Origin of the sequence: Aliarcobacter faecis (assembly GCF_013201705.1) — a bacterium.
Lineage (GTDB): Bacteria > Campylobacterota > Campylobacteria > Campylobacterales > Arcobacteraceae > Aliarcobacter > Aliarcobacter faecis.
Genome location: NZ_CP053837.1, coordinates 682,309 through 704,911, shown reverse-complemented (window position 1 = coordinate 704,911; position 22,603 = coordinate 682,309). Strand labels below are relative to the sequence as shown.

26 protein-coding genes are annotated in these 22,603 nt (G+C 25.8%); 12 read left to right on the top strand and 14 right to left on the bottom strand.

Features of this window, described 5'->3' with window-relative positions:
* Positions 1-3: 3 nt before the first annotated feature.
* The 4 genes from AFAEC_RS03650 to AFAEC_RS03635 form a co-directional block, all read right to left on the bottom strand.
* On the bottom strand, positions 4-585 hold the full coding sequence (locus AFAEC_RS03650; RefSeq protein ID WP_026805931.1) for a hypothetical protein: 582 nt from the start codon (positions 583-585) through the stop codon (positions 4-6).
* 69 nt (positions 586-654) lie between these two features.
* Positions 655-2,562 carry a molecular chaperone HtpG gene (htpG, locus tag AFAEC_RS03645; RefSeq protein WP_026805932.1) on the bottom strand — a complete coding sequence of 636 codons (1,908 nt, stop codon included), beginning with the start codon at positions 2,560-2,562 and terminating at the stop codon, positions 655-657.
* A gap of 150 nt (positions 2,563-2,712) precedes the next feature.
* Positions 2,713-3,453: a tetratricopeptide repeat protein gene (locus tag AFAEC_RS03640; protein ID WP_026805933.1), complete on the bottom strand. Its 741-nt coding sequence runs from the start codon at positions 3,451-3,453 to the stop codon at positions 2,713-2,715.
* Positions 3,454-3,472: 19 nt separating this feature from the next.
* Positions 3,473-4,057 (bottom strand): tetratricopeptide repeat protein, encoded by a 585-nt coding sequence (locus tag AFAEC_RS03635; protein ID WP_026805934.1) that lies wholly within the window; start codon positions 4,055-4,057, stop codon positions 3,473-3,475.
* A 176-nt stretch (positions 4,058-4,233) separates the two neighbouring features.
* Between AFAEC_RS03635 and AFAEC_RS03630 the strand changes: the two genes are divergently transcribed.
* From AFAEC_RS03630 to AFAEC_RS03595, 8 genes are all read left to right on the top strand, one after another.
* Complete coding sequence (locus AFAEC_RS03630; RefSeq protein WP_034216450.1) at positions 4,234-4,428, top strand: hypothetical protein; 195 nt, start codon at positions 4,234-4,236, stop codon at positions 4,426-4,428.
* A gap of 64 nt (positions 4,429-4,492) precedes the next feature.
* Positions 4,493-4,846: an Ntn hydrolase family protein gene (locus AFAEC_RS03625; RefSeq protein WP_026805936.1), complete on the top strand. Its 354-nt coding sequence runs from the start codon at positions 4,493-4,495 to the stop codon at positions 4,844-4,846.
* Between the two features lie 8 nt (positions 4,847-4,854).
* On the top strand, positions 4,855-5,046 hold the full coding sequence (locus AFAEC_RS03620; RefSeq protein WP_026805937.1) for a hypothetical protein: 192 nt from the start codon (positions 4,855-4,857) through the stop codon (positions 5,044-5,046).
* A 4-nt stretch (positions 5,047-5,050) separates the two neighbouring features.
* A complete protein-coding gene (locus AFAEC_RS03615; RefSeq protein WP_026805938.1) occupies positions 5,051-6,175 on the top strand; it encodes a hypothetical protein in 1,125 nt (374 codons plus the stop codon).
* A gap of 80 nt (positions 6,176-6,255) precedes the next feature.
* Positions 6,256-8,142, top strand: coding sequence for an invasion protein CiaB (ciaB, locus tag AFAEC_RS03610; RefSeq protein ID WP_026805939.1), 1,887 nt, complete (start codon positions 6,256-6,258; stop codon positions 8,140-8,142).
* A 58-nt stretch (positions 8,143-8,200) separates the two neighbouring features.
* A complete protein-coding gene (locus tag AFAEC_RS03605; protein WP_026805940.1) occupies positions 8,201-8,863 on the top strand; it encodes a response regulator in 663 nt (220 codons plus the stop codon).
* Positions 8,860-10,194, top strand: a complete 1,335-nt coding sequence (locus AFAEC_RS03600) for an ATP-binding protein (RefSeq protein WP_051487563.1) — start codon at positions 8,860-8,862, stop codon at positions 10,192-10,194. The genes AFAEC_RS03605 and AFAEC_RS03600 overlap by 4 nt, the downstream gene beginning before the upstream one ends.
* A gap of 86 nt (positions 10,195-10,280) precedes the next feature.
* The gene (locus AFAEC_RS03595) at positions 10,281-10,658 is read left to right on the top strand and encodes a YgiW/YdeI family stress tolerance OB fold protein (RefSeq protein WP_026805941.1); all 378 of its coding nucleotides are present in this window, start codon (positions 10,281-10,283) and stop codon (positions 10,656-10,658) included.
* A gap of 32 nt (positions 10,659-10,690) precedes the next feature.
* On the opposite strand, the gene AFAEC_RS03590 is transcribed toward AFAEC_RS03595, so the two are convergent.
* The 5 genes from AFAEC_RS03590 to AFAEC_RS03570 all read right to left on the bottom strand — a co-directional run bounded on the left by AFAEC_RS03590 (position 10,691) and on the right by AFAEC_RS03570 (position 16,543).
* A complete protein-coding gene (locus tag AFAEC_RS03590) occupies positions 10,691-11,173 on the bottom strand; it encodes an ankyrin repeat domain-containing protein (RefSeq protein WP_026805942.1) in 483 nt (160 codons plus the stop codon).
* Positions 11,174-11,184: 11 nt separating this feature from the next.
* Positions 11,185-12,612: a catalase gene (locus tag AFAEC_RS03585; RefSeq protein WP_026805943.1), complete on the bottom strand. Its 1,428-nt coding sequence runs from the start codon at positions 12,610-12,612 to the stop codon at positions 11,185-11,187.
* Positions 12,613-12,705: 93 nt separating this feature from the next.
* Complete coding sequence (locus AFAEC_RS03580; protein WP_026805944.1) at positions 12,706-15,375, bottom strand: MlaD family protein; 2,670 nt, start codon at positions 15,373-15,375, stop codon at positions 12,706-12,708.
* Positions 15,353-15,949, bottom strand: coding sequence for a paraquat-inducible protein A (locus tag AFAEC_RS03575; protein ID WP_026805945.1), 597 nt, complete (start codon positions 15,947-15,949; stop codon positions 15,353-15,355). The genes AFAEC_RS03580 and AFAEC_RS03575 overlap by 23 nt, the downstream gene beginning before the upstream one ends.
* Positions 15,950-16,543 (bottom strand): paraquat-inducible protein A, encoded by a 594-nt coding sequence (locus AFAEC_RS03570; protein ID WP_026805946.1) that lies wholly within the window; start codon positions 16,541-16,543, stop codon positions 15,950-15,952. It abuts the gene before it with no gap.
* A 110-nt stretch (positions 16,544-16,653) separates the two neighbouring features.
* On the opposite strand from AFAEC_RS03570, the gene AFAEC_RS03565 reads away from it, so the two are divergent.
* Positions 16,654-17,088 (top strand): globin domain-containing protein, encoded by a 435-nt coding sequence (locus tag AFAEC_RS03565; protein ID WP_026805947.1) that lies wholly within the window; start codon positions 16,654-16,656, stop codon positions 17,086-17,088.
* Positions 17,089-17,121: 33 nt separating this feature from the next.
* On the opposite strand, the gene AFAEC_RS03560 is transcribed toward AFAEC_RS03565, so the two are convergent.
* Positions 17,122-17,625: a porin family protein gene (locus AFAEC_RS03560; protein WP_225442395.1), complete on the bottom strand. Its 504-nt coding sequence runs from the start codon at positions 17,623-17,625 to the stop codon at positions 17,122-17,124.
* Positions 17,626-17,727: 102 nt separating this feature from the next.
* Between AFAEC_RS03560 and AFAEC_RS03555 the strand changes: the two genes are divergently transcribed.
* On the top strand, positions 17,728-18,621 hold the full coding sequence (locus AFAEC_RS03555; RefSeq protein ID WP_026805949.1) for a DMT family transporter: 894 nt from the start codon (positions 17,728-17,730) through the stop codon (positions 18,619-18,621).
* 6 nt (positions 18,622-18,627) lie between these two features.
* On the opposite strand, the gene AFAEC_RS03550 is transcribed toward AFAEC_RS03555, so the two are convergent.
* The 3 genes from AFAEC_RS03550 to AFAEC_RS03540 are packed head-to-tail and all read right to left on the bottom strand — an operon-like array spanning position 18,628 to position 20,379.
* Positions 18,628-18,825: a hypothetical protein gene (locus tag AFAEC_RS03550; RefSeq protein ID WP_026805950.1), complete on the bottom strand. Its 198-nt coding sequence runs from the start codon at positions 18,823-18,825 to the stop codon at positions 18,628-18,630.
* Between the two features lie 17 nt (positions 18,826-18,842).
* Positions 18,843-19,310 carry a Cys-tRNA(Pro) deacylase gene (ybaK, locus tag AFAEC_RS03545; RefSeq protein WP_026805951.1) on the bottom strand — a complete coding sequence of 156 codons (468 nt, stop codon included), beginning with the start codon at positions 19,308-19,310 and terminating at the stop codon, positions 18,843-18,845.
* A complete protein-coding gene (locus tag AFAEC_RS03540; RefSeq protein WP_026805952.1) occupies positions 19,294-20,379 on the bottom strand; it encodes a DNA alkylation repair protein in 1,086 nt (361 codons plus the stop codon). Before AFAEC_RS03540 ends, ybaK begins: the two co-directional genes overlap by 17 nt.
* Before the next feature lie 292 nt (positions 20,380-20,671).
* On the opposite strand from AFAEC_RS03540, the gene AFAEC_RS03535 reads away from it, so the two are divergent.
* Positions 20,672-20,890, top strand: a complete 219-nt coding sequence (locus AFAEC_RS03535; RefSeq protein WP_026805953.1) for a cold-shock protein — start codon at positions 20,672-20,674, stop codon at positions 20,888-20,890.
* A gap of 202 nt (positions 20,891-21,092) precedes the next feature.
* On the top strand, positions 21,093-21,233 hold the full coding sequence (locus tag AFAEC_RS03530) for a hypothetical protein (protein ID WP_164467005.1): 141 nt from the start codon (positions 21,093-21,095) through the stop codon (positions 21,231-21,233).
* Positions 21,234-21,243: 10 nt separating this feature from the next.
* Here the strand turns inward: AFAEC_RS03530 and AFAEC_RS03525 are convergent, their stop codons facing one another.
* Entirely contained in the window at positions 21,244-22,602 is a 1,359-nt protein-coding gene (locus AFAEC_RS03525; RefSeq protein WP_034216455.1) for an efflux transporter outer membrane subunit, read from the bottom strand.
* Position 22,603: the final 1 nt, after the last annotated feature.

The window sequence follows — 22,603 nt, the reverse complement described above, 5'->3', positions numbered from 1 at the left end:
GCTTTAGCTTGAAGTTACTTTAAAATAGTTATTTGTTGCATTTTTCTTTACTAAACTAAAACTAAAATCTAAATCTAAATTAAATTTTTCATCAAAAGTAAAAGTATAATTTTTTTTAAAATTTCTTAATAATCCTTGAAAAAGTGAAAACTTTTTATCTATTATAAATATCTCTTTACTATTTTCATAAAGATAAATAATATTTAAATAGTAACTATTATCAACAAAATATGTTCTAAACTCATAATGATTAAACTCATAACTATCAACTAAATCAAAGTTTTTTGCAAAAATATTCTCTTTTAGTAAAGATAAAAAATGCCCTAAAGCTTGACCATTCCAACTAGCATCATAGTATATATGAATATACTCAACATAAATCTCTTTTGTTTTTAAAGTGTAAGCATCTACAACATAGGCATCATGCCTTGTTTTTGTTTCTATATTTGAAATAGGAAATTTATAACTATACTCACTAGTAATTTTAAATTTTAAATCATTTTCTTCAAGACTAAAATATGGAATAGAAAGTTTTGTAACTCTTTTAAATATAAATTTCAACCCCTCAAACAAAGCCCCAAACATATTTTAACCTTTATAATTTTTTTGTAAATTATCTAAATTTTGGAGCTTTGTCAAGTTTTTTACTAAACTTTAGATAGCAAGAGAAGTTATCTTTGTAAGTCTTTTTGTAAATGAAACTCTATCACTTACATCAACTCCATCACTAATTTTTGCTAAATCTAGTAAAATCCAAGATACATCTTCGATTAAATCTTCATCTTTTGAAGCTTGTAGTTTTTTTACTATTTCATGATTTGGATTTATCTCTAAAATTGGTTTTACTTCAGGTACACTTTGTCCCATTGCTCTAAACATATGTGCCATTGCAGCCATTTGTGCATCTTGACTATCTTTTGTGATACAAGAAGCTGATTCAGACAATCTTGAAGTAATTTTTACATCTTTTACTTCATCTCCTAGTTTTTCCTTAATTTTTGAAACTATATCTTTAAATTCTTCTTCAACTTTTTTATTTTCTTCTTCATTTACCTCTACTTTTGGAGCTTCAGCAGTTGTAACATCTGTAAATTGCCACTCTTTAAATGCTCCAATAGTTGGAGTTATAATCTCATCTATCTCTTTATCATCAAGTATTAAAACCTCAATACTGTTTTTCTTATAACTTTCTAAAAGAGGAGAGTTTCTTAAAACTTTTTCATTCTCACCAACAATATAATAAATAGCTTTTTGTTCAGAGTTTGCTCTATTTTTATAATCTTCAAGAGAAGTTAGTTTTTTATCATCATTTGTTGATTTATATCTTAAAAGCTCTAAAATAGCCTCTTTATTTGTGTAGTCTTGATAAACTCCCTCTTTTAAAGCTCTATTATACTGCCCTATAAACTTAGAGTATTTCTCCTCATCTTTAGAAAGCTTTTTAATCTCACTTAAAATCTTTTTAACACTACTTTGTTTGATATTTGCTAAAATTCTATTCTCTTGTAAGATTTCTCTACTTACATTTAGTGGTAAATCTTCACTATCAATAATTCCTCTTACAAATCTAAGATAAGTTGGAAGTAACTCTTTATCATCATCTGTGATAAACACTCTTTTTACATATAGTTTAATTCCACTTTGGTAATCTGCTCTATACATATCAAATGGAGCATTTTGCGGGATATAAAATAGTGTTGTGTACTCATTTACTCCTTCTGTTTTTGTATGAATTGTAAGCATTGGGTCATTACTATCTTGAGAGATTGATTTATAAAAATTATTATAATCTTCCTCTTTTAATTTTGCTTTTGGTTGAATCCATAAAGCTGTTGCTTCATTTATTTGTTCATGTTTTCTTTCAATTTTCTTCTCTGCTTTTTTACCAGCTTTTTCATCTTCTTCACTTAATTCTTGCATTACTTCTTCATCATAATTTAAGAAAATAGGATAAGCTATATGATTTGAGTATTTCTCTATAATATTTTTTATTCTATATTTACTTGCAAATTCTGATACTTCTTCATCTTTTAGTTTAATATAAATAACTGTTCCATTTGATTCTTTTGTACAAGGTACTAAATCAAACTCTCCTGTTCCCTCTGAACTCCATTTATAAGCAGTTTCACTACCAGCTTTTTTAGAGATAACATCTACTTTTGAAGCCACCATAAATACTGAATAGAATCCTACTCCAAACTGTCCAATAAGATTTGAATCTTTTTTTGCATCACCTGTAAGAGCTTCTACAAAAGATTTTGTTCCAGATTTTGCAATAGTTCCAATAGAGTTTATCATATCCTCTTCATTCATACCAATACCATTATCCATAATAGTCAATGATTTATCTTTCTCATCAAAAGAGATATTAATTTCACCTTTCCAAGAAGCAAAACTCTCTTTTAAGCTCTCATCTGTAAGTCTTAAATAGTTTAGTTTATCTATTGCATCACTTCCATTTGATACAAGTTCTCTTATAAAAATCTCTTTATTTGAATATAAAGAGTGTGTCATTAGGTGTAATAACTGCCCTACTTCTGTTTGAAATTGATGTTTTGCCATCTTTTTTATCCTCTCTTATTTTAATATTTTTATAAATTTTGAATTTCTTAAAAGAGAATTTTAATAAGAACTTGATTAAACTTGGCTAAAGTTTTTAAGGAATTTAGCACTTTTATATATTAAGTGCTAAAAATTGCAAAGTCTAATAATTTAATACTTCCATAACTGATATTTTTCATAATATTTTGAGGCTTCAGGGCTTCCACTATCTCTTGATTTTTCTATATAATATTTTGCTTTTTTCATATCTTTTTCTACACCTTGCCCTTGATAGTAGATAATTCCAAGAGCATTCATAGATTTATAATCGCCCAAAGTTGAAGCTTTTTCAAAATACTCAATAGCTTTTTTATAATCTTTTTTCTCATCACTTACATAAATCATCCCTAAATTGTGTATAGCTTGATGAACACCCAAATTTGCTGATTTTTCATACCATTTTATTGCTTCATCTATATTTTTATCTACCTCATCTCCAGCATAATATTTATTTGCTAAATTATACATAGCATTTGCATTTCCAAGATTTGCCGATTTTGTATAAAATTCAACTGCTTTTTTGCTATTCTTTTCTACTCCCAAACCATCATCATACATAACTGCAAGATTATACATAGAGTTAAAATCACCTTTATTTGAGGCTTGTTCATAACAAGAAAAAGCTTTTTTGTAATCTTTTTCTACACCAATTCCACCTGAATATATAAGCCCTAAATTATACATAGCTTTTTTATTTCCAAGTTTTGCTGATTTTTCATAGTTTTTTATGGCTTGTTTGTAGTTTTTATTGTTGTAATCTCTTACTCCTTCATCAAAATAGTAGGTTGCACTATCCCTAGCAAATAAATTTATTGATATAAATATCATCATAATAAGTAGTTTTTTTAGCATTTCTTTAATCCTTTTTTTATTAATTTTCTTTTGATTTATCTAACCAATATTTTGATTTTTTTTCATCCTTTTGTACACCATCTCCATTTTTATACATTAAACTTAAATTGTACATTGCTTCCTGAACTCCTAAGTTTGCAGACTTCTCATATAAATCAAAAGCTTTTTTTATGTTTTTTGAAACACCATCACCCAAATAATATTTACTCCCTAAGTTATAAATTGCTATTGCATTTCCATAATTTGCAGATTTTTCATAAAGTTCAATGGCTTTTTTCTTATCTACTTTTACACCTAAGCCATTATCATACATTACACCTAGATTATATATAGCTTTTTTATCTCCTTTATTTACAGCTTTTTCAAACCAGTAAAAAGCCTTTTCATAATCTTTTTCTATTACACCATTTGAATAAATAACTCCTAAATTAAACATAGCATCAATATTTCCTCTTTTAGATGCTTGTTCATACAACTTAATAGCTTTAGCGTAATTTTCATTTTTATACTCTATTACTCCATCATTAAAATAACTTGCTCCAAAATCAGAAGCTAGCATATTAAAAGATATTAATATCATCATAATAAGTAATTTTTTTAGCATTATTTTTCCTTGAATATTTATATATTCCATATTTTTATATAATAATATAGAATAATTACCATAACTTCAAAATACTATGGAATTTTTCATTATATATAACTTAATATATAGAATTATTACATAGTTGTTTTATCATTTGTTACAAAGTAAATTCTTAAATAAAAAGGTATTTACTTATGAAAATGACAAAAAGAGATATTGCAGGATATTTAGGAATAGATTATAAAACACTATTTAACTGGAAAAAAGATAGACCAAATCTTTATAAAACTGTTATGTTAGGACTTATGGTTGATGAGATTATAGAAAAATCAGAAAAAAGCTTGGAAGAGTTAAAAGAACTAAAAAAAGAGTTTGAAACTAAGAAATAGTTATTTTTTTAGCTTTTATTGTTGTAATTTTGTTATTATACATGTAAATTATAAAAGGACTAATATGAGTATAATTATTTCAGCCATGTATCAAGGTTTTGGCTTTATAGTTTCAGATAAAAGATTATCTTATTTAGATAGAAGATATCAAGATAATTTAAAAAAAATTTATCAAATCGGAAATAAAAAATTGTATTGTGGTATAACAGGAGTAACTGATTATGTTTTCGATTTATATGATCAAATTAATAAATTTTCAGAAAATAATATAAACTATATTTTAGAAAAAGCTGATGAGATTATTCAAATCTCTGGCATAAAAGCAACTATACTCTTATTGGAACTGATGAAACAAATAAATTTTTTATTTGGTCAAAAAATAATGCAGGTGAAAAAATTTATAAAAAAGAACCGATAAAAGGAGATTTGATTTATAATATAGCTTCAACAGATAATATTGATAAATTTAATACCTATTTTGAAACAAAAATAATAGAAGGTTTAAATATTAAAGATTCAATAATTAATACTATTAAATATGCTTCTAATATTGATAAAACTATTTCTGAAAAATTTGATTTATATATTATTCAAAAAGAACAAAATGGGAAGGGATAAATAAATGCCACAAATAAATAATAGTGATTTAAAAGAAATTTTAGAAATTATAATTTCAGAGGATGATGAAAGAAAATTTGATTTTGATTATCCAGTGGAATCTTTACAAGATGGTTATCTTCATACATTTAAAGAAAGAATGGACGAATATTTAAAAAGAATTAATAGTTTTCCTAGAACTAATATCTTTGGACAAAAAATATTTAATGAAATTAACAAAATTTCTAATTTAAAAGATGAAATAGAAAATATCATTTTGGTGTATTTATCTGGTAGAAGTAAAGAAGCTTTTGAAAAATTCTCAAATATGATAAACGATTATCGTACTTATATTGAAAAACTCTCTTTTAAGTATGAAGAAAATAGTAAATTTTATAGAATGAGGATTTCTAAAGATAAAAATGTTAATAAACTAGGAGAAATATTTCATATTTCTTTTGATAAGAGATATTTAGTTTCAACTCAGAGATATTCAGTTGCTGGAGTACCTAGTTTATATTTAGGAAATTCTTTATATGCTTGTTGGCAAGAATTAGAGAAACCAAATTTAGATGATACTTTTATATCGGAATTTAATTCTACCCAACAAATAAATATTTTAGATTTTGCTATAACTTTCAATATATTAAAAAATAGTTTAGATACAGAACAAGCAATAAAAGAAGAAGAAAAAATTTTATCTTTTTTTATTTTATACCCTTTGATTTTTGCTTGTAGTTTTAAGAAACAATATAAAAATGCAAATTTCAATATTGAATATATTATTCCAAATATGATACTACAATGGTTAAGTAATGAAAAAGATCATTTTCATGGAATTAGATACTTTTCAACTAAAATGAATCATAAAGATTTTAACTCAAAAGGTATAAATATAGTATTACCACCTAAAGAAAATAAAAATAGTTTAAGAAATGAGTATTGTCCAAGATTAAAAAGTTTATTTTCATTAACAAAACCTATTCATTGGACAGTTTTAAGTTCTTTACAATTTCTTTCATTATATATGAGTGGAGAAACTGTAATTTACAAAGATATTGAAGAAGCATTATTAAAAGAGTATGAACAAAGTCTTTTTGGACAAAATGAAGATAAATTAAATAATTTTCGGAAAGAACTAATTCATTAATATAAAATTTTGTAAGCATTTAAAACTGAAAAAATCTAGCTTTTGATATAATACGAACTTCAAAAAATAAAGGCTAAACTATGACAAAAGAACAATTTTTAAATGATTTACAAAAGATATATGACTTTTTAGAAAATCAAAAATCAAAAACAAATGAACTTATAAAATATTTAGAAAATGAAGAGTTTGATAAACTAACACTTATAAATGATTTTGCAAAATCTTTAAATCTTGAAATGAGTAGTGATTTAAGATTTGCACTTGTTACAAGAGTTGTAAACTTACGAGATGATAGTTTAGTTCAAGTTCTAAAAAAACTTGAAAAGAATGAAAAAGAGATTATCGCTTATCAAGAAAAAGCATACCAATTTGTAAAAGAGTATTGGCATGATATTCACACAAAATTTATAGATTTTATCGTTCAAAATTCACTTCTAAACCAGTTTTATAGAGAAATATTTATAGGAGTTTATAATATAGGACTTCAAATGTCATCTTGGCAAACTTCTTGGACAGCTCATATTATAAATGGTATAAATAAAGAGTTAATGCTTAGATTTGATGGCGATGAAGCAAAAATAATGAAATATCTTGAAGATGAAAAACTTTTTGATTTAGGACATGCTGGAATAACTGCTGATAGATGTTATTCAGCTTTAGTAAAAGATGGTGAAAAATACAAATCTCAAGCCTATATAAAAGCTTTCAAAAAAGAGACAACAGAAGTTGTAGATGCACTTGAAGAGTTTGCAGATAAACTAATTGAACTTGAAGATGAAATATATAACCAAAAATGGGATTATATTTTATATATACAAGCACTTATCAAAGCTTTTAGTGAAGATAGAACAAATGAGTTAGTTTCAAAATGGGCAGATGTAGATAGAGCTTGGATGAAAATAAAAACTCCAATTCAAATAGGACACCCCTTAGAATATTATGAAGACCACTTTAGAAAAGCAGTTGCCCTAGAGTGGGATATAAGAGTTACAAATCCAAAATTTGCACAAAATGACCATAGAGTAAATAAGATAAAAAGTGCATTTAGCAAAATTTATAGTAGTTTTGAGGCAAATACAAAATATAAAAAAATCTATGATTTTAGTTTCGCTTCACTTGATAAAGTTCAACTTTATGTTGGACGACCAGCACTATTTTTTGGTGCAGAATTAAATGGACTTTTTTCAGCCCAAGTTGTACCAAATGATGAAGTAGTAAGTTTAGAAGAAGGTAAAAAAATATTTGCATTCTCTGATGAAATTTTACAAAGTAGTAGAGCAAAACCATTTTTAAAACTAAGCCTTGAGATTTTTGGACAAGAGTTATTAACAAAAGATAGAACATTTTTATTTAATGAAACTGCTTCTTGGCATCAAGTTTATGATATAAGTACTATTGGGCATGAATATGGGCATATTTTATGGTGTGATGAAGAGACAGAAAGCTTTATGAATAAAACTGGAAATTTCAAAAATATTGAAGAGTTCAAAGCAACAACAGGTGGATTAATCTCATATTTACTGGATGTTGAAAATGATGAAAAGCACTTAAAAGAGCAAGTTTTAATAGATTTAGTAAAACGAAGTGTTGGATTGATTGGTTGGATGGAAGTTGATGAAGTTCAACCATACTATTGTGAAGGATTAATTCATTTAAGTGGATTATTTGAAAGCAGAGTTTTAGATTGGGATAATGAAAACAGAAAACTAAATATAGATATAAGTGATAAAAAATTTGAAAAATTAAAGGCTTGGTATATTGAAAACTACACTGCTTTAGCTAAACACTATTTAGAAAAACTAGATGCAACAGAGTTTTTAAATCGTTATGCTACAAAAAAAGAGAAATATTTTATGCCAAATGATGAAAATATCAACTCTTTTGTAAAGTACTATTTCAAAAGATACCAAGAAATAGGTCAAGAATTAGATACTATTGACAAAAAAGAGAACTATATAAAAAATTGATTATTAATTTTTTACTAATATTCTTTTGATATAAATAGTAAAAACAAAAAGATGATTTATGAAAATTTTACTTATTGAAGATGATAGTTTAATTGGTGATGGGATAGTAGCAGGTTTAAAAAAACTTGGATTTACTGTGGATTGGTTTGAAGATGGTCTTGATGGAAAAGATGCTTTAATGATGGCAAATTATGATGCTGTTATCCTTGATTTAAGCCTTCCTAGTATGGATGGTCTTGATATTTTAAAATTTTGGCGAGAAAAGAAGATAAAAACTCCTGTAATTATACTAACTGCAAGAGATGCCATAAATCAAAGAATTGAAGGCTTAAACAAAGGTGCAGATGATTATCTTTGCAAACCTTTTTCTTTAGCTGAATTACAAGCAAGAGTTAGTGCATTGATTAGACGAAGTTATGGTGAAGTTGCAGAGTTTATAGAAGTAGCAGATATAAAACTCTATCTAGCAGAACAAAAAGTTACAAAAAATGGTAAAGAAATAGATTTTACAGCAAAAGAGATAAAGGTTCTTAAAATTTTTATGTTAAATAAAGGGGTGGTTTTAAGTAGAGAGACTATTAGTGAAAAACTTTATGATTTTGACAAAGAGCTAAATTCAAATACCCTCGATGTTTTTATACATGCTATTAGAAAAAAACTTGGAAATAGCTATATAAAGACAATTTATGGCGCTGGATATAAATTGGAAGATAAAAAATGAAAAATCTAAGTTTAAGATTAAGATTAGCTTTTATTTTACTTTTTTTATTTATTATAGCTTCATTTATTGCCACTTCTATTAGTATGTATCAAACAAAAAAATCTTTAATTGAAATGTTTAATACAGAGCTTTTTCATTTTGCACAAAGGCTTTCTAACTCAAATATTGGAATTCTACAAAATCAATCAAAACAAACTCTTGATGATATGGAAAAATATATGTCAGTTGATGATGATGCTCTAACTTTTTCTATCTTTTCAATAGATGGAAATATACTATATACAGATGGAGAAGATAGTAAAAATTTTCTATTTAATCCTTCCATACTAAGTAGTAAAGATGGAGTTATTTTTGAAGAAAATAAAAAATTTAGAATTATTTGGATGTTAAGTAACAATAAAAAATTTGTAGTTGTAGTTGCTTCAGAAAAAGAGTTTATTGATGATTTGATATTTGATATCTTAGAAGATTTAATATACCCTTGGCTTTTTATACTCCCTTTTTTAATTATTATTACAATACTTTTAATAACAAAAGAGCTAAAACCTTTAAATAAATTGTCAAAGGATTTAACTTTAAGAGATGCAAAGGATAGTTCAACTTTAGATGAAAATAGTACAAAAGAGTTAAAACCAGTAATAAAAGCTTTAAATTCACTATTTATAAAAACAAATACTATGATAGAAAAAGAGAGACGATTTACTTCAAATGCAGCACATGAACTTAAAACTCCACTTACAGCAATAAAAATCCAAACTGAAGTTGCAAAACTATCTTTAGATGATAAAGATTTACTTTTAAAATCTCTAAATAATATTGAAATAGGTGTAAATAGAGCAACAAGAATGATAGAGCAACTTTTAGCACTTTCAAGATTAGAATCAATCAATGAGTTTGAAAATATATCTAAAATAGATTGGATTGAAATTATAAATTCAACCATTAAAGAGTTAGAGTTTAAAGCAAAAGAGAAAAATATATCTATAAATTTTTTACACAAAAATAATATTAAATCCATAAATGGAGAAGATTTTGTTTTATCTTTACTTATTAGAAATTTACTTGATAATGCTATAAAATATAATGAAAATGGAACTAATATAAAAATTGAATTAGAAAAAAATAGTTTAATTATTGAAGATAATGGAAAAGGGATAAATTCTGAAATTTTAGAAAACATAGGAGAAAGATTTATACGACCAACAGGTCAAAAACAAATAGGAAGTGGGCTTGGTTTTTCTATTGTTATGCAAATTGCAAAACTTCATAATCTACATTTAAATTTTGAAAATATCACTCCAAATGGATTTAGAATTACTATTTATTGGTAAAATTTATAAAAAAGCTAAAAAATTAATTTTTTGCTAATAATTGTTTGTTTTAATTACAATATACAAACAATTAAAAGGAGTTCAAAATGAAAAAAAGTATTATAATGGCTAGTTTATTATTTGCTTCAACATCAGTTTTTGCTGAATTTGTAGGACAAACTTCACAAACAATACAAACAGAGCAAGGTGGATTTAATGGTCCTAGTATTTCAAAAACAACTGTAGAGAAAGTAAAAACATCTAAAGATGATATGCCCGTAGTTTTAGAAGGTAATATTGTTCAACATTTAGGAAAAGATAAATATCTATTTCGTGACCAAACTGGAGATATTACAATAGAGATAGATAATGATGATTGGAAAGGTGTTACTGTTACACCTAAAGATAGTGTTACAATTTATGGTGAAGTTGATAAAGATTGGAACTCTATTGAAATAGATGTAGATTCTGTTGTAAAAAAATAGATTTTAGAGATTAAAAAGAGTTAGAGATTTTACTAACTCTTTTTTTTGAAAAATTTAATAATTTTTGAAAACCAAAAATAGAGTTTTGATTTAAAACTTTTATTAATATCTTTCTCATTTAGATATTTTACTATTTCAGTATTTCCAAACATACTAGCAAACATTAGTGGAGTTGTACCCATTCCATTATTTTCATGAATATTTGCACCATTTTCCACTAAAACTTTTACAATTTCCAAATAACCTTTAAAACAAACACCAGCAAGTGGCGTTTGTCCTCTATCATTTTTTCTATCAACATCTGCACCAAAATCTACTAGCATTTGTGTAGTTTCTAGATTTCCATTATATGAAGCTAACATCAAAAGAGTATTTCCTTTATGATCAGTCAAATTCAGACCCATTCCAGCTTCAATCATTGCTTTTAAATTTTCTGTTTTTCCAGTTCTTGCAAAATCAAGTGCAAGAACTTGCAACTCTTCATATCGTTTTAACTCTTCTTGTGAAACTTCCATATTTTTCCTATTTATATACCTAAAGCTTTTTTAACACCAGCTGCATAATCACTATGAACTTGCTCAAATAATGCAATTTGTCTATCTATAATATTTCTTGGAACTCCACCCATAGCTTCAGCAATATTACTAAATAGTTGCTCTTTTTGATTTTGACTCATAAGCATAAATAGTGCTCTTGGTTGAGAAAAATCATCATTTCCAATTCTATGGTTATATCTTTTAGCAATATCTCCAACTTCTAAATCTGGCTCTAAGAAACTTGCATCTTCAACTGGTCCATCAAAACTATTTGGCTCATAAAATGCTTTTGTTGGCTCTTTTACTTGGAAATTCATACTTCCATCAAGGTTATATGTATTTACTTCAACAATTGGTTTATTTACAGGCAACATCTCATAGTGTGTTCCAACTCTATATCTTTGTGCATCTGGATATGAGAAAATTCTAGCTTGTAACATTTTATCAGGTGAAAAACTAATCCCTGGAACAATATTTGATGGACTAAATGCTGCTTGTTCTACTTGTTGGAAGTAGTTTTTTGGATTTTCATTTAGAGTCATAGTTCCAACTTTTATCATAGGATAATCACCATGTGGCCAAACTTTTGTTAAATCAAAAGGATTAAATGCACAGTTTTTTGCTTGTTCTTCTGTCATTATTTGAATCTCAAAGCTCCATTTTGGAAAGTTTCCTGATTCTATATTTGTAAATAGATCTCTTTGATTTGACTCTCTATCTTTTCCTACAATAGCTTCTGCTTCTTTGTTTGTAATAGTCTCTATTCCTTGAAGAGTTTTAAAGTGGAATTTCACCCAAAATCTCTCATTGTTAGAGTTAATTAAACTATATGTATGCGAACCATATCCATTTATATGTCTTAGTGATTTTGGTAAACCTCTATCTGACATCAAAATAGTTACTTGGTGTAAACTTTCAGGACTTAATGACCAGAAATCCCACATTGCAGTATTACTTCTTAAATTTGATTGAGGATCTCTTTTTTGAGTATGAATAAAATCAGGGAATTTTATAGCATCTCTTACAAAGAATACTGGTGTATTATTTCCAACTAAATCCCAATTTCCCTCTTTTGTATAAAATTTAAGAGCAAATCCTCTTACATCTCTTTCGGCATCTGCCGCACCTCTTTCTCCTGCAACTGTTGAAATTCTTAAAAGAAGTTTTGTTTTTTCACCCTTTTGTAAAACTTTCGCTTTTGTATATTTTGATATATCTTCAGTTATTTCAAGTTCTCCAAAAGCTCCACTTCCTTTTGCATGAACTACTCTTTCAGGAATTCTTTCTCTATTTTGATGAGCTAATTTTTGAATTAATTGATAATCTTGTAATAAAACTGGTCCTCTTTCACCTGCTGTGATTGAGTTTTGATTATCTGCGATTGGATTTCCACCTGTTGTTGTCATTATTTTTTTCATACCTATCTCCTAAAATTAATTTATAAAGGATAAAAATTATCCTTTGATAAAATAATTATATAGGTATTAATCTTAAATTTTACTTAAAAAATATCATTTAATACTAGGACTTATTATTTTCCAATCATCTCTTAAAGTTTTATTTAAGTTAAATCTATCATTAGTTGTAGCTATCTCTTTATAATCATAAGGAGTTACTACAACTAAACCACCTTTTATGATACTTGTAATTGTATTTGACTCTATTTTTGAACCACTAAAGATAGAAAATTCCATTTCAAAGCCACTAATATCATAAAACTCTGAATTCTTTCGCACAAATTTTTTATACTTATCTTGTATCAAACAATCAATAATTACTCTTGAAGCATCTTCACTTAAATCAACTTTTAGAACTTTTCCTATTTGTACATTTTTATAATAAATTGGAGAATCAACATTTACACTTGAAGCTGTTTTATCCTCTACTTTTATTATAGTTCCAAAGTGAGAGTTTACTGCTGGTTCTTTATCACTTCCAATAAAACTTGTTTGATATCCACTCTTTTCATTTTTATCATTTTTAATTACACCTATATTTACAGCCATAATAGTTGAACCTACATTTGCTACTTCTTGTAGAGAAATTCTAGGTTTTTTTAGATAGTAAATAGTTCCCTCTTTTGCAAACTCATTAAAGTCTCTATCAATTATAGCTTTTACTTCTACTTTTTGATTTTTATTTAAAGATATTTTTTTAACTTTTCCAATATTTGCACCCTTATAAACTATTTTTGAGAAATCCTCTTGTAAACCTTCTACATCATCAAATACAATAGTTACCATATTTGTAGCCATTTGCATTTCATCAAAACTAGCATATATTTCATGATTTCCTAAAGGAGTTTTTGAGCTATTATCTAGTTCTATTGAGCCTTCTAAAAATGAGCTAAAATTATCAACTTCAAATATAACTCCACTAAGACTTGCTTTGAAATCTATTTTTGGTTTTTTAAAAAATCTACTTGTATTTTTAATATATTGCCTAAAATCTTCATAAACAAAAAACTCCACTTTTGATACTATATTGTCAAATTTTATATTTTTTACAAAACCTATCTCTTGATTTTTATAAACAAGTGCCATATTCTCTTTTATTATAAAACTATTATCAAACTCTGTATAAACTATAAAACCACTATTTTTATCTCTATTGATTTTTTCTATATCTTTATACGATGGAAATAAAGTAAACTCTTTTTTATTTAATTTAGCCTCATTTTTATTTGAAACCAAACCAATTGCTCCATTTAAAACAGACTCTAAACCACTATAATTTACATTCATATCAAAGTTTTTTATCTCTACAAGTTTTGAACTCATATCATAAAATTTACTATTGTCATTTATCAAATCTTTATATCTTTCATCTATTAATATTGAAATTCTAACACTCTTATAATCTTTACTTAATTCATAACTATCAACTCTTCCAATCTCAATATTTTTGTAATATATTTTTGACCTATCATTTATAGAGTTTAAACTATCCGCTACTAAATCTATTTTTATAGTATCTAAACTCTTTTTTAAATCTTTTTTAGAAACTCCTGAAAATTTATCACTAAATTCCCCTTCTTTATAATCAAGAGATATATAGTTTCCTTTTATAATATTTCCTAAATTTTTTATGCCCCCAAATGAAATAGTTGGCTCTTCTACAAAAAATCTTGAATTTTTTGTTAGTAAATATTTATACTCTTCATAAACATAAGCTTTTGCACTTAAAATATCTTCATTTAATTTAATATTTGTAACTCTTCCTATCTCAATTCCTTTAAATAAAATAGGTGTTTTCTCTTCTATTTTTGCATCATTAAAATCCAATGAAAAATATATCTTTTTCTTTAAATCATCTTTTGAAGCATACAAAATTTGTATATCATCTTTAGATATTTTATCATCATCTTTTGCAGTTGTAACAACAGTAATTCCACCAATAATAGCTGAATATAGTGAGCCAACTTCTATGTTTAATCCACTTGCACCATAACTTACTTTTAAAGCTTCATTCATAATAAATTTTGAACTTTTATTTACTAAATAGTTATATTTATCATAGATATAAGCACTTGCATATACCTCTTCACTTTTAAACTCTTTTGATATAATCTCTCCAATTTGGTACTTATTATAAAATATTGGTGTTCCTACATCAATATTATCTTTATCATTTGCCAAAAGAGTAACATAGTATCCATTCTCTTCAAACTCTTCATCAGGTTGAGAATCAAGCCCGTCAAAATACCACTTATATTTAATATTTTTTAAATCTTCTTGATTTTTTAAACTTGTTGATAACTCAATTTTATATCCACTTATAAGAGTATTAAGCCCTGAAACTTTTGTTAAAGATACAGTTGGTTTTTTTATCCAAAATTTTGAGTTTTCATTTGCTACATAGTTTGCCACATCACTATTTACCAAAATATTTACTGCAACACTTTTTAAATCTTCATTCATAGAGATTTTTGTAACTTTTCCAAGAGTCAAACCTTTATACTCAAGTGGTGTTACATTCTCTTTTAAACCTTCAGCACTTTTAAAATATACGATAATATTTGTACCTTTTTTTGAATAAGATTCGTAAGCTATATATCCTAAAATTCCTAATATTACTAAAGGTAACAACCATACAAAAGAGAACTTCTTTTTACTCTCTTGTTTTGCTTGATAAACTACTGTTTCATTTAAATTTTCATTATTCACTATCTCTTTGCTCATCCCAAATTATCCTTGTATCAAATCTATTTGCTGCAAAAATTGTAATTATTACCATTAAAGCAAAAGATGTTGCAGCAACTCCACCTTTTATATTAAACAACTCATCAAGCTGAACTATTGAAGCCATTAAGGCAACTACATAAATATCAATCATAGACCATTTTCCAATAGCTTCAATATATTTATATAATAAAATCTTTGTTCTATTTTCCATCTGTACATTTATTTTTAAAGATAAAAATATAAAAAATAGTGCAAAAAGTTTTAGTATTGGAATAGCAACACTTGCTACAAAAATAACAGTTGCTACAAAATAGCTTTTATACTCTAAAAAACTAATAATTCCTTCAATTATTGTACTTTCTTGATTTACACCAAATTGAGTAACTATCATCATAGGATAAAGCATAGCTGGTATATATAAAAGCATTGCACAAATTGTAAGAGCTAATGATATTTGTAAAGAGTTTTCTACTCTTTTTCTCACAATATGATTACATCTTTCACACTTAAATGGTGCATAACTCTCTTTTTCATATACTTTTTTACAATTTTTACAAGATATTAAAACCATTTAATCATCCAAAATAGCACTTGCATCAAACTTTATATTTGACATAATAAAACAAAAAACATAAGCCAAAATAATAAAAAACCCTATATCAAATTTTGTATTACTCACCATTCCAACAAGTTTTATATAAGTTACTATTAAACTAATAATAAAAACTTCTATAAATCCCCACTCTTTAAAAAAGTGATAAGCATCATATAAAAAAGACTTTTTAAAAATATCAATATTTAATTTTAGTTGTAAAAAAACTAAAATAATTACAATAGAGTTAAAAATTGGGGCTAAAATTATTGTAAAAAGAACTAAAAAAGAGACAAGATAAAAATCTTGTTCAAATAAAATATAAACTGTTTTTAAAATATTTGCATTTAACTCTTGCCCATTTAGACTTAAACTTATTATGGGATATAAAGATAAAATTAAAAATAGCATTAAACTTGAAATTGCATAAAAAAGTGAGTCAATAGAAAAATTTTGTTTAGTTTCTAGCCTGCTTTCACATCTAGGACAACTTTGTTTAAATCTTTTATCCTCGCTTTTTTCTACAAAAAGTCCACAACTATAACATTCTGCTACTTTTGTTAAATCTTTCATCTTTTGCCTATTTTAAAATTAGTAAATATTTTATCATATCTTAAATAAAGCTATTAAAATAAGATTTATTGTAGAATAAAAACTAATATATATAATTTAAAGGTTTTAAAATGCAATTTAATATTTCACAAGCACAATTTGGAATAAGACCAAGTGTAACTCTTCCAAATCCAGAATTTTTAAGAGTTTTAGGAGAAGAAGGAATTAGAAAATTAATCAGTGACCATTATGATTTAATCAAACAAAGTTCAATTTATGAAATTTTTCCTCAAGATGAAAAAGAGTTTGAACAAGCGAAAATAAACTCTAGTGATTTTTTCATACAAATTTGTGGAGGGAAAAAATATTTTAATGAAAATAGAGGTGCCCCTATGATGGTAGCTCGTCATCAACCATTTAAAATTACTCCAAAAACTAGAATAGTTTGGCTTGAATGCTATATTGAAGTTTTAAAAAAGCTTGATATTAATGAAAATCTACTAAAATCATTTTGGAATTATTTAGATATTTTCTCAATTTGGATGATAAATAGTAAAGAAGATTAATATCTTAAGAGATTTAAGAGCAAAATTTAGCTCTTAAAATCCAAATCTTACTCCTAAACTTGCTGTATCATAATCATAACTATGATTACTTTTGCTCATATTCATAGTTTTGTAAGAACCTTCTAAAGATACTAAAGAGCTAATTCTATACTCTAAAGCTCCACCATATCCAAGCCCTGTATATGTACTATTATCATAATATTGTATTGCACCTGTTCCAATAGCATAGGCTCTTAAATTTTCAATAAATTCATAACCTAATTTTAGATCTAAATCTAATGTTGTTGCACTAAGACCTGTTTTAACTCTTCCATAACTAAGAGTATTTGAAAAAGCAAAAATTATATCATTATCAAATTTTGTACTTGAATTTTGTCCTATATTATACTGTGTATAATTATGTCCATCAACTTTTGCTGCACTAACTCCAGCATAAAACTTTGTATCCATTGCAAATGCAGAAGAAAAAAGTCCAACAAAAATAGTTGTTAATAGACTCTTTTTAGCTATAAGCAAGATTTTATTCTGTTTCATCATTTTTACTCCTAAAATTTAAATATAAATTATATGAAAATATCTCTTAAACCCTAAAATAAGAGTTCTTAGAGTAAAATCCTAGAAAAAATCTAAAGGTTAATTTTGACACTACAAACAAAAGGGATTCTTTTTGCAATAATCTCAGCAATAGCTTATGGTACAAATCCATTAGGAGCTTTGATGCTATATAGTGAGGGTTTAAATGTAAACTCTGTAATATTTTATAGATTTAGTTTTGCTGTTATAACTTTATTATGTTTTATGCTATTTCGTAAAATATCTTTTAAAATATCATTAAAAGAGCTATCTATTTTACTATTTTTGGGATTTCTATTTGGAGTTTCAGCATTGAGCCTTTTTAACTCATTTTTATATATGGATGCTGGGCTTGCTTCAACAATCTTATTTACCTATCCAATCTTTGTAGCAATAATTATGGCTCTATTTTTTAAAGAGAAAAACTCAACAATTACTATTTTATCTATAATTTTTGCTTTTTTAGGAGTGGTTTTACTTTATAAAGGTGATGGAGCAAATATTAGCTCTTTTGGAGTTTTTTTAGTATTTATATCATCTTTATGTTATGCAATTTATATTGTAATAATAAATCAATATCTAAAAATGGAAGCTTTAAAAGTTACTTTTTACTCTATGCTTTTTTGTACCCTTACAATATTTATTCACTCATTTTTTAAAGAGAGCTCAAATATTATGCCTTTAGTAAACTTTAATATGTGGTTTTATACCCTATTTTTAGCACTTATTCCAACAATTATATCTTTACTTCTTCTAGTTAAATCAATTCAAATTATAGGTTCAACTAGTGCATCTATTTTAGGAGCATTAGAACCATTAACAGCGGTTATAATTGGAGTTCTAATATTTGGAGAAAAGATATCGTTTGCTTTGATTATAGGAATATTTTTAATACTTTTTGGAGTTTTTTTAATAGTCTTAAAAGATTATTTGGAAAAAATATTTAAAATAAGAGGTTAAAACCTCTTATTTTGCTGGGATTTGTGTTTTTTGTTCTATCACTTTTCCCTCTTCAACATTTGGTTGTTTTAAATATGTTAAAACTGCTCCAAAAACTAAAAGTAAAATCACAATTAGTCTTACAGTATTTCTTTTTTGTTTTGATTCATTTCCATTATAATCATCAATTTTTTCTAAACTAGGTTCACCTTTATTTTTTGTCATAATAACTCCTTTTGTTGTTATAAAGTTATTCTACCAACTTTTGCTTTTAAAATCTCTTCTAAATCTTTTGGATTTACTTCAATATCCAATCCTCTTTTTCCACCACTTATAAAAATCGTCTTAAAATCTCTTACACTTTCATCTAAAACTGTTCGTAAAACTCTCTTTTGTCCTAAAGGAGAAATCCCTCCAAGCAAATATCCAGTTACTTTTTGTGCTTCATCTTTTAAAGCCATTTGTGCTTTTTTTACTTCAAAAATAGTTGCAACTTCTTTTAAACTTAATTGATTTGCAACAGGTAAAACACAAACAACCAACTCTTTTGGACTTAATTCTACAAGCAAAGTTTTATAAACTTGGTTTGCATTTAGCCCTAGCTTTTCAACTGCTTCATTTCCAAAATTTGTACAAGCTGGGTCATGGTCATATTTGTGTATTTTAAAATCATATTTATATTTTTTTAATAGATTAATTGCTGGTGTCATAAACAGAAAACTCCTCTTTTACAAACTCTTCACCATTTATCAATAAAGAGATAAAATGTTTACCTACATAATGTTTTCTTGTTGTCATATTTTTAATATTATGTTTTTTTATAAATTTTTTAGAACTTGATTTTATCTCATTTTGACTTATCATAAAAACTTTTCTAAAGTAACTTTTGTTTAATTTTAAATAATAAATCACATATTCAACTCTAATATTTCCAATAGTTTTATTTGAATTTAACTCAAAAGAAAAATTTAAACTTTCTCCTAAACTTACATCTTTATCACAACTAAAATTTGTGATATTAATATGATTTGCTTTTTTCAAATCAAAAAGTTCTAAAATTTTTTCATTACCAAGTTTAAGTAAAGTTCTACTTCCATGCTTACAAATCCAATCAAGTTCTTTCGAGATTCCAAGATTATTTTTTACAAACTCTATTACTAGTTCTGGATTATCTTTTGAAATATCATTTAGATTATTTGCTACTGATTTTTGAACATATTTTGATTTATCATTTTTTAGAAGTTCTATTATCTCAAAACTTTTTGATGGATTTTCTTTAAATTTAGGTAAAGCAATAGCCCAAGGAAGTCGTGGACGACACCCTTCACTTGCTAATCTTCTTATATGCTCATTTTTAGATTTTGCCCAAAGTTTCATCTGATTCATAGTTTGGTTTTCATATTTTAAAATAAACTCTCTAATTGCAAATTCACTACTTGAGTTTATAGTAAAAACTTCTAAAGCTTTTAAAGACTCTTCTATATCATCTAGCCCAAAAACCTCAACAAAATCTTGAAAAATCATAGCTTCAAGTCCACCAAAATCTTCTTTTACTTCTTTTAAAATTTCAAGTTGCTCTTTATATATAAAAGGTAAAAATCTATCTAAAGTTGTAGAGATATGTCTCATTCTAGCTTTTAACTCTAAATTTTCCCATGTAGAATTAAAAATATTATCAATAAACTCTTTTTTCTCAAATTTTGGATAAATTAAATAAGCTCTATTTGATAGTTTTTCAATAAACTCTTTTGAATATAAATTTTTTAAAAGTTCTGCCATATAAATATCCTTATATTTTTTTGTATAAAACTATTTTTACATATATAAATAGATTTTAACATAGAATAAAACTATAATTTATTAATTTTATTAAATATAACTTGCTTTTATTTTTTTATTCAGTTACAATTTGGTTCTTAAAGATGATTTAGGGTTTTTGACTACATCTTTTTTGTTTGCTTTTATTGATAACTATAAATTAATACTAACTTACTTAATAAAAAAATTAAAACTCCTTTAAACTTTACAGATTACTTTTTAAAAGTAGAAAAATTAATTATAAGGAAATGCCATGGCAGATCAAAATATTGGAACAGTAAAATGGTTCAACTCAGAAAAAGGTTTTGGATTTATCCAATTAGAAAATGAAAATAAAGATTTCTTTATTCACCATAGTGAAATAAATCATTCAGGATATGGAAGAGCTTCTTTAGATGAAGGACAAAAAGTATCTTTTGAAATAGGAAGAAATGAAAAAGGTCCTCAAGCAAAAAATGTTAGAGCAATATAACTTTATTAAAAAAATCTAAAGTTCATTCTATAAAATAGCAAACTAGCTTTTTCTAGTTTGTTATTATTAATTATATATCTATTCTGATTTTAATCATCTCAATTTATTTAATATAATCATCATTTTTCAAATAAACTATTATAAAAATTTAATATCAAAATATAATTTGTTTATTTAAACAAAAAATATATAAAGGAAAAAAATGTCAATAAAAAATATAAGCATAAGTATAAAACAGCTAGTTTTATTAAGACTTATAAATAGTGGAGAGTCTTTAATAGATGCCTCTTCAAAAGCTGGTTTATCTATTAGACTTTCAAAAAACTATTTAAATATAAAGTGAGATAATCTCTTTATATTTTCCAACCTCCACCTAAAGCCTTATAAAGTTCAACACTCAAAAATAGTCTTTTTAATTTAAGTTCAATAGCTATATCTTTTGCACTATATAAATTTCTTTGAGCATCAAGTAAATTTAACAAAGTTTCTGCTCCTACTTCATATTGTGTAACTGCAAGATTTAGTGCTAATTGAGTCTGTTTTAACTCTTGATTTTGTAACTCTATTTGCCTATTTATATTTTCTATATTATTTAAAGCTATTTGTACTTCCCAAAAAGCATTTATAATTGTTTGCCTATAATTTATCAACATCTCTTCATATTTAGATTTTGTTAAATCATAATTTGCATCAAGTCTTCCACCATAAAAAATAGGGATACTTAAAGCTGATACTAAAGTATAAATTGGTTTATCAAAAATATTTGAAAAGTTTTTTCCACCCGTTGCTAAATTAGTTTCTAAATTTAAACTAGGTAATAAATTTGCTCTTGCTACTTCAATATTTGCATTTGCACTCTTCATTAAAGCTTCCATTCTAGCAATATCTGGTCGTCTAACTAAAAGTTCAGAAGGAAGTCCTAAAGCTATTGTAGGTATTTGTATCTTATCTAAAGATATTTTTTCAAATTGAGTATTAGAAGTTTTTGCTAAAAGTATCCCTAAAGTTTTATTTGCCTCTTCTAGCTCTTTTTCTAAAATCACTAAAACTCTTTTTTGTTGTAAAAATATTATCTCTTGAGAAGTTAATTCTAGTTGAGTTGCTGCTCCTAGAGTATATTTTGATTTTACAAGCTCAAATAACTTCTGTGCGGTTTGTAAATTTAGCTTTGCTATATCAATCTTATCATTTAAGGCTAAGATATTTAAATAAACCATAGCTACATTTGAAACAATAGTTAGTTCCACTTCATCTTTTTGAAACATTGTAGCTTTCAAATCTTCAGCAGCACTCTCATAAAAAGCTCTATTCTTACCCCAAAAATCTACTTCATAAGCTATATTTAAACCTGAATTAAAACTATTTGTATTTCCACTATGATTTATTTCCCCTTTTTTTGAAGCACTAATTCCTGCACCAATTTGAGGATACAAATCTGCTCCAGCTATTTTTGCACTTGCTTTTGCCTGTTTTACTCTATTTATTGATACTTGTAAATCTAAGCTATCTTCTTTTGCTTGAGTTATTAAACTATTTAGTTCAACACTTCCAAAACTTTGCCACCAATTTTGGCTAATCTCCTCTTTACTATTCTCAAAATCTCTATTCCACTCTTTTGGTAAATCCAAAATTTTTGTATCTTTTATCTCATTTTTAGAACTACATCCAATAAAAAATAAAGATAAAATAATCATATAAAAATATCTAGCCATC

Excerpts from the sequence above, each read along its gene's own strand:
- AFAEC_RS03605 (WP_026805940.1), top strand. The coding sequence starts at position 8,201 with ATGAAAATTTTACTTATTGAAGATGATAGTTTAATTGGTGATGGGATA.
- AFAEC_RS03615 (WP_026805938.1), top strand. The coding sequence starts at position 5,051 with ATGCCACAAATAAATAATAGTGATTTAAAAGAAATTTTAGAAATTATA.
- ybaK (WP_026805951.1), bottom strand. The coding sequence starts at position 19,310 with ATGACACCAGCAATTAATCTATTAAAAAAATATAAATATGATTTTAAA.
- AFAEC_RS03550 (WP_026805950.1), bottom strand. The coding sequence starts at position 18,825 with ATGACAAAAAATAAAGGTGAACCTAGTTTAGAAAAAATTGATGATTAT.
- AFAEC_RS03590 (WP_026805942.1), bottom strand. The coding sequence starts at position 11,173 with ATGGAAGTTTCACAAGAAGAGTTAAAACGATATGAAGAGTTGCAAGTT.
- AFAEC_RS03530 (WP_164467005.1), top strand. The coding sequence starts at position 21,093 with ATGTCAATAAAAAATATAAGCATAAGTATAAAACAGCTAGTTTTATTA.
- AFAEC_RS03640 (WP_026805933.1), bottom strand. The coding sequence starts at position 3,453 with ATGCTAAAAAAACTACTTATTATGATGATATTTATATCAATAAATTTA.
- AFAEC_RS03540 (WP_026805952.1), bottom strand. The coding sequence starts at position 20,379 with ATGGCAGAACTTTTAAAAAATTTATATTCAAAAGAGTTTATTGAAAAA.
- ciaB (WP_026805939.1), top strand. The coding sequence starts at position 6,256 with ATGACAAAAGAACAATTTTTAAATGATTTACAAAAGATATATGACTTT.
- AFAEC_RS03600 (WP_051487563.1), top strand. The coding sequence starts at position 8,860 with ATGAAAAATCTAAGTTTAAGATTAAGATTAGCTTTTATTTTACTTTTT.
- AFAEC_RS03525 (WP_034216455.1), bottom strand. The coding sequence starts at position 22,602 with ATGGCTAGATATTTTTATATGATTATTTTATCTTTATTTTTTATTGGA.
- htpG (WP_026805932.1), bottom strand. The coding sequence starts at position 2,562 with ATGGCAAAACATCAATTTCAAACAGAAGTAGGGCAGTTATTACACCTA.
- AFAEC_RS03560 (WP_225442395.1), bottom strand. The coding sequence starts at position 17,625 with ATGATGAAACAGAATAAAATCTTGCTTATAGCTAAAAAGAGTCTATTA.
- AFAEC_RS03565 (WP_026805947.1), top strand. The coding sequence starts at position 16,654 with ATGCAATTTAATATTTCACAAGCACAATTTGGAATAAGACCAAGTGTA.
- AFAEC_RS03635 (WP_026805934.1), bottom strand. The coding sequence starts at position 4,057 with ATGCTAAAAAAATTACTTATTATGATGATATTAATATCTTTTAATATG.
- AFAEC_RS03585 (WP_026805943.1), bottom strand. The coding sequence starts at position 12,612 with ATGAAAAAAATAATGACAACAACAGGTGGAAATCCAATCGCAGATAAT.
- AFAEC_RS03570 (WP_026805946.1), bottom strand. The coding sequence starts at position 16,543 with ATGAAAGATTTAACAAAAGTAGCAGAATGTTATAGTTGTGGACTTTTT.
- AFAEC_RS03580 (WP_026805944.1), bottom strand. The coding sequence starts at position 15,375 with ATGAGCAAAGAGATAGTGAATAATGAAAATTTAAATGAAACAGTAGTT.
- AFAEC_RS03630 (WP_034216450.1), top strand. The coding sequence starts at position 4,234 with ATGAAAATGACAAAAAGAGATATTGCAGGATATTTAGGAATAGATTAT.
- AFAEC_RS03650 (WP_026805931.1), bottom strand. The coding sequence starts at position 585 with ATGTTTGGGGCTTTGTTTGAGGGGTTGAAATTTATATTTAAAAGAGTT.
- AFAEC_RS03575 (WP_026805945.1), bottom strand. The coding sequence starts at position 15,949 with ATGGTTTTAATATCTTGTAAAAATTGTAAAAAAGTATATGAAAAAGAG.
- AFAEC_RS03535 (WP_026805953.1), top strand. The coding sequence starts at position 20,672 with ATGGCAGATCAAAATATTGGAACAGTAAAATGGTTCAACTCAGAAAAA.
- AFAEC_RS03625 (WP_026805936.1), top strand. The coding sequence starts at position 4,493 with ATGAGTATAATTATTTCAGCCATGTATCAAGGTTTTGGCTTTATAGTT.
- AFAEC_RS03595 (WP_026805941.1), top strand. The coding sequence starts at position 10,281 with ATGAAAAAAAGTATTATAATGGCTAGTTTATTATTTGCTTCAACATCA.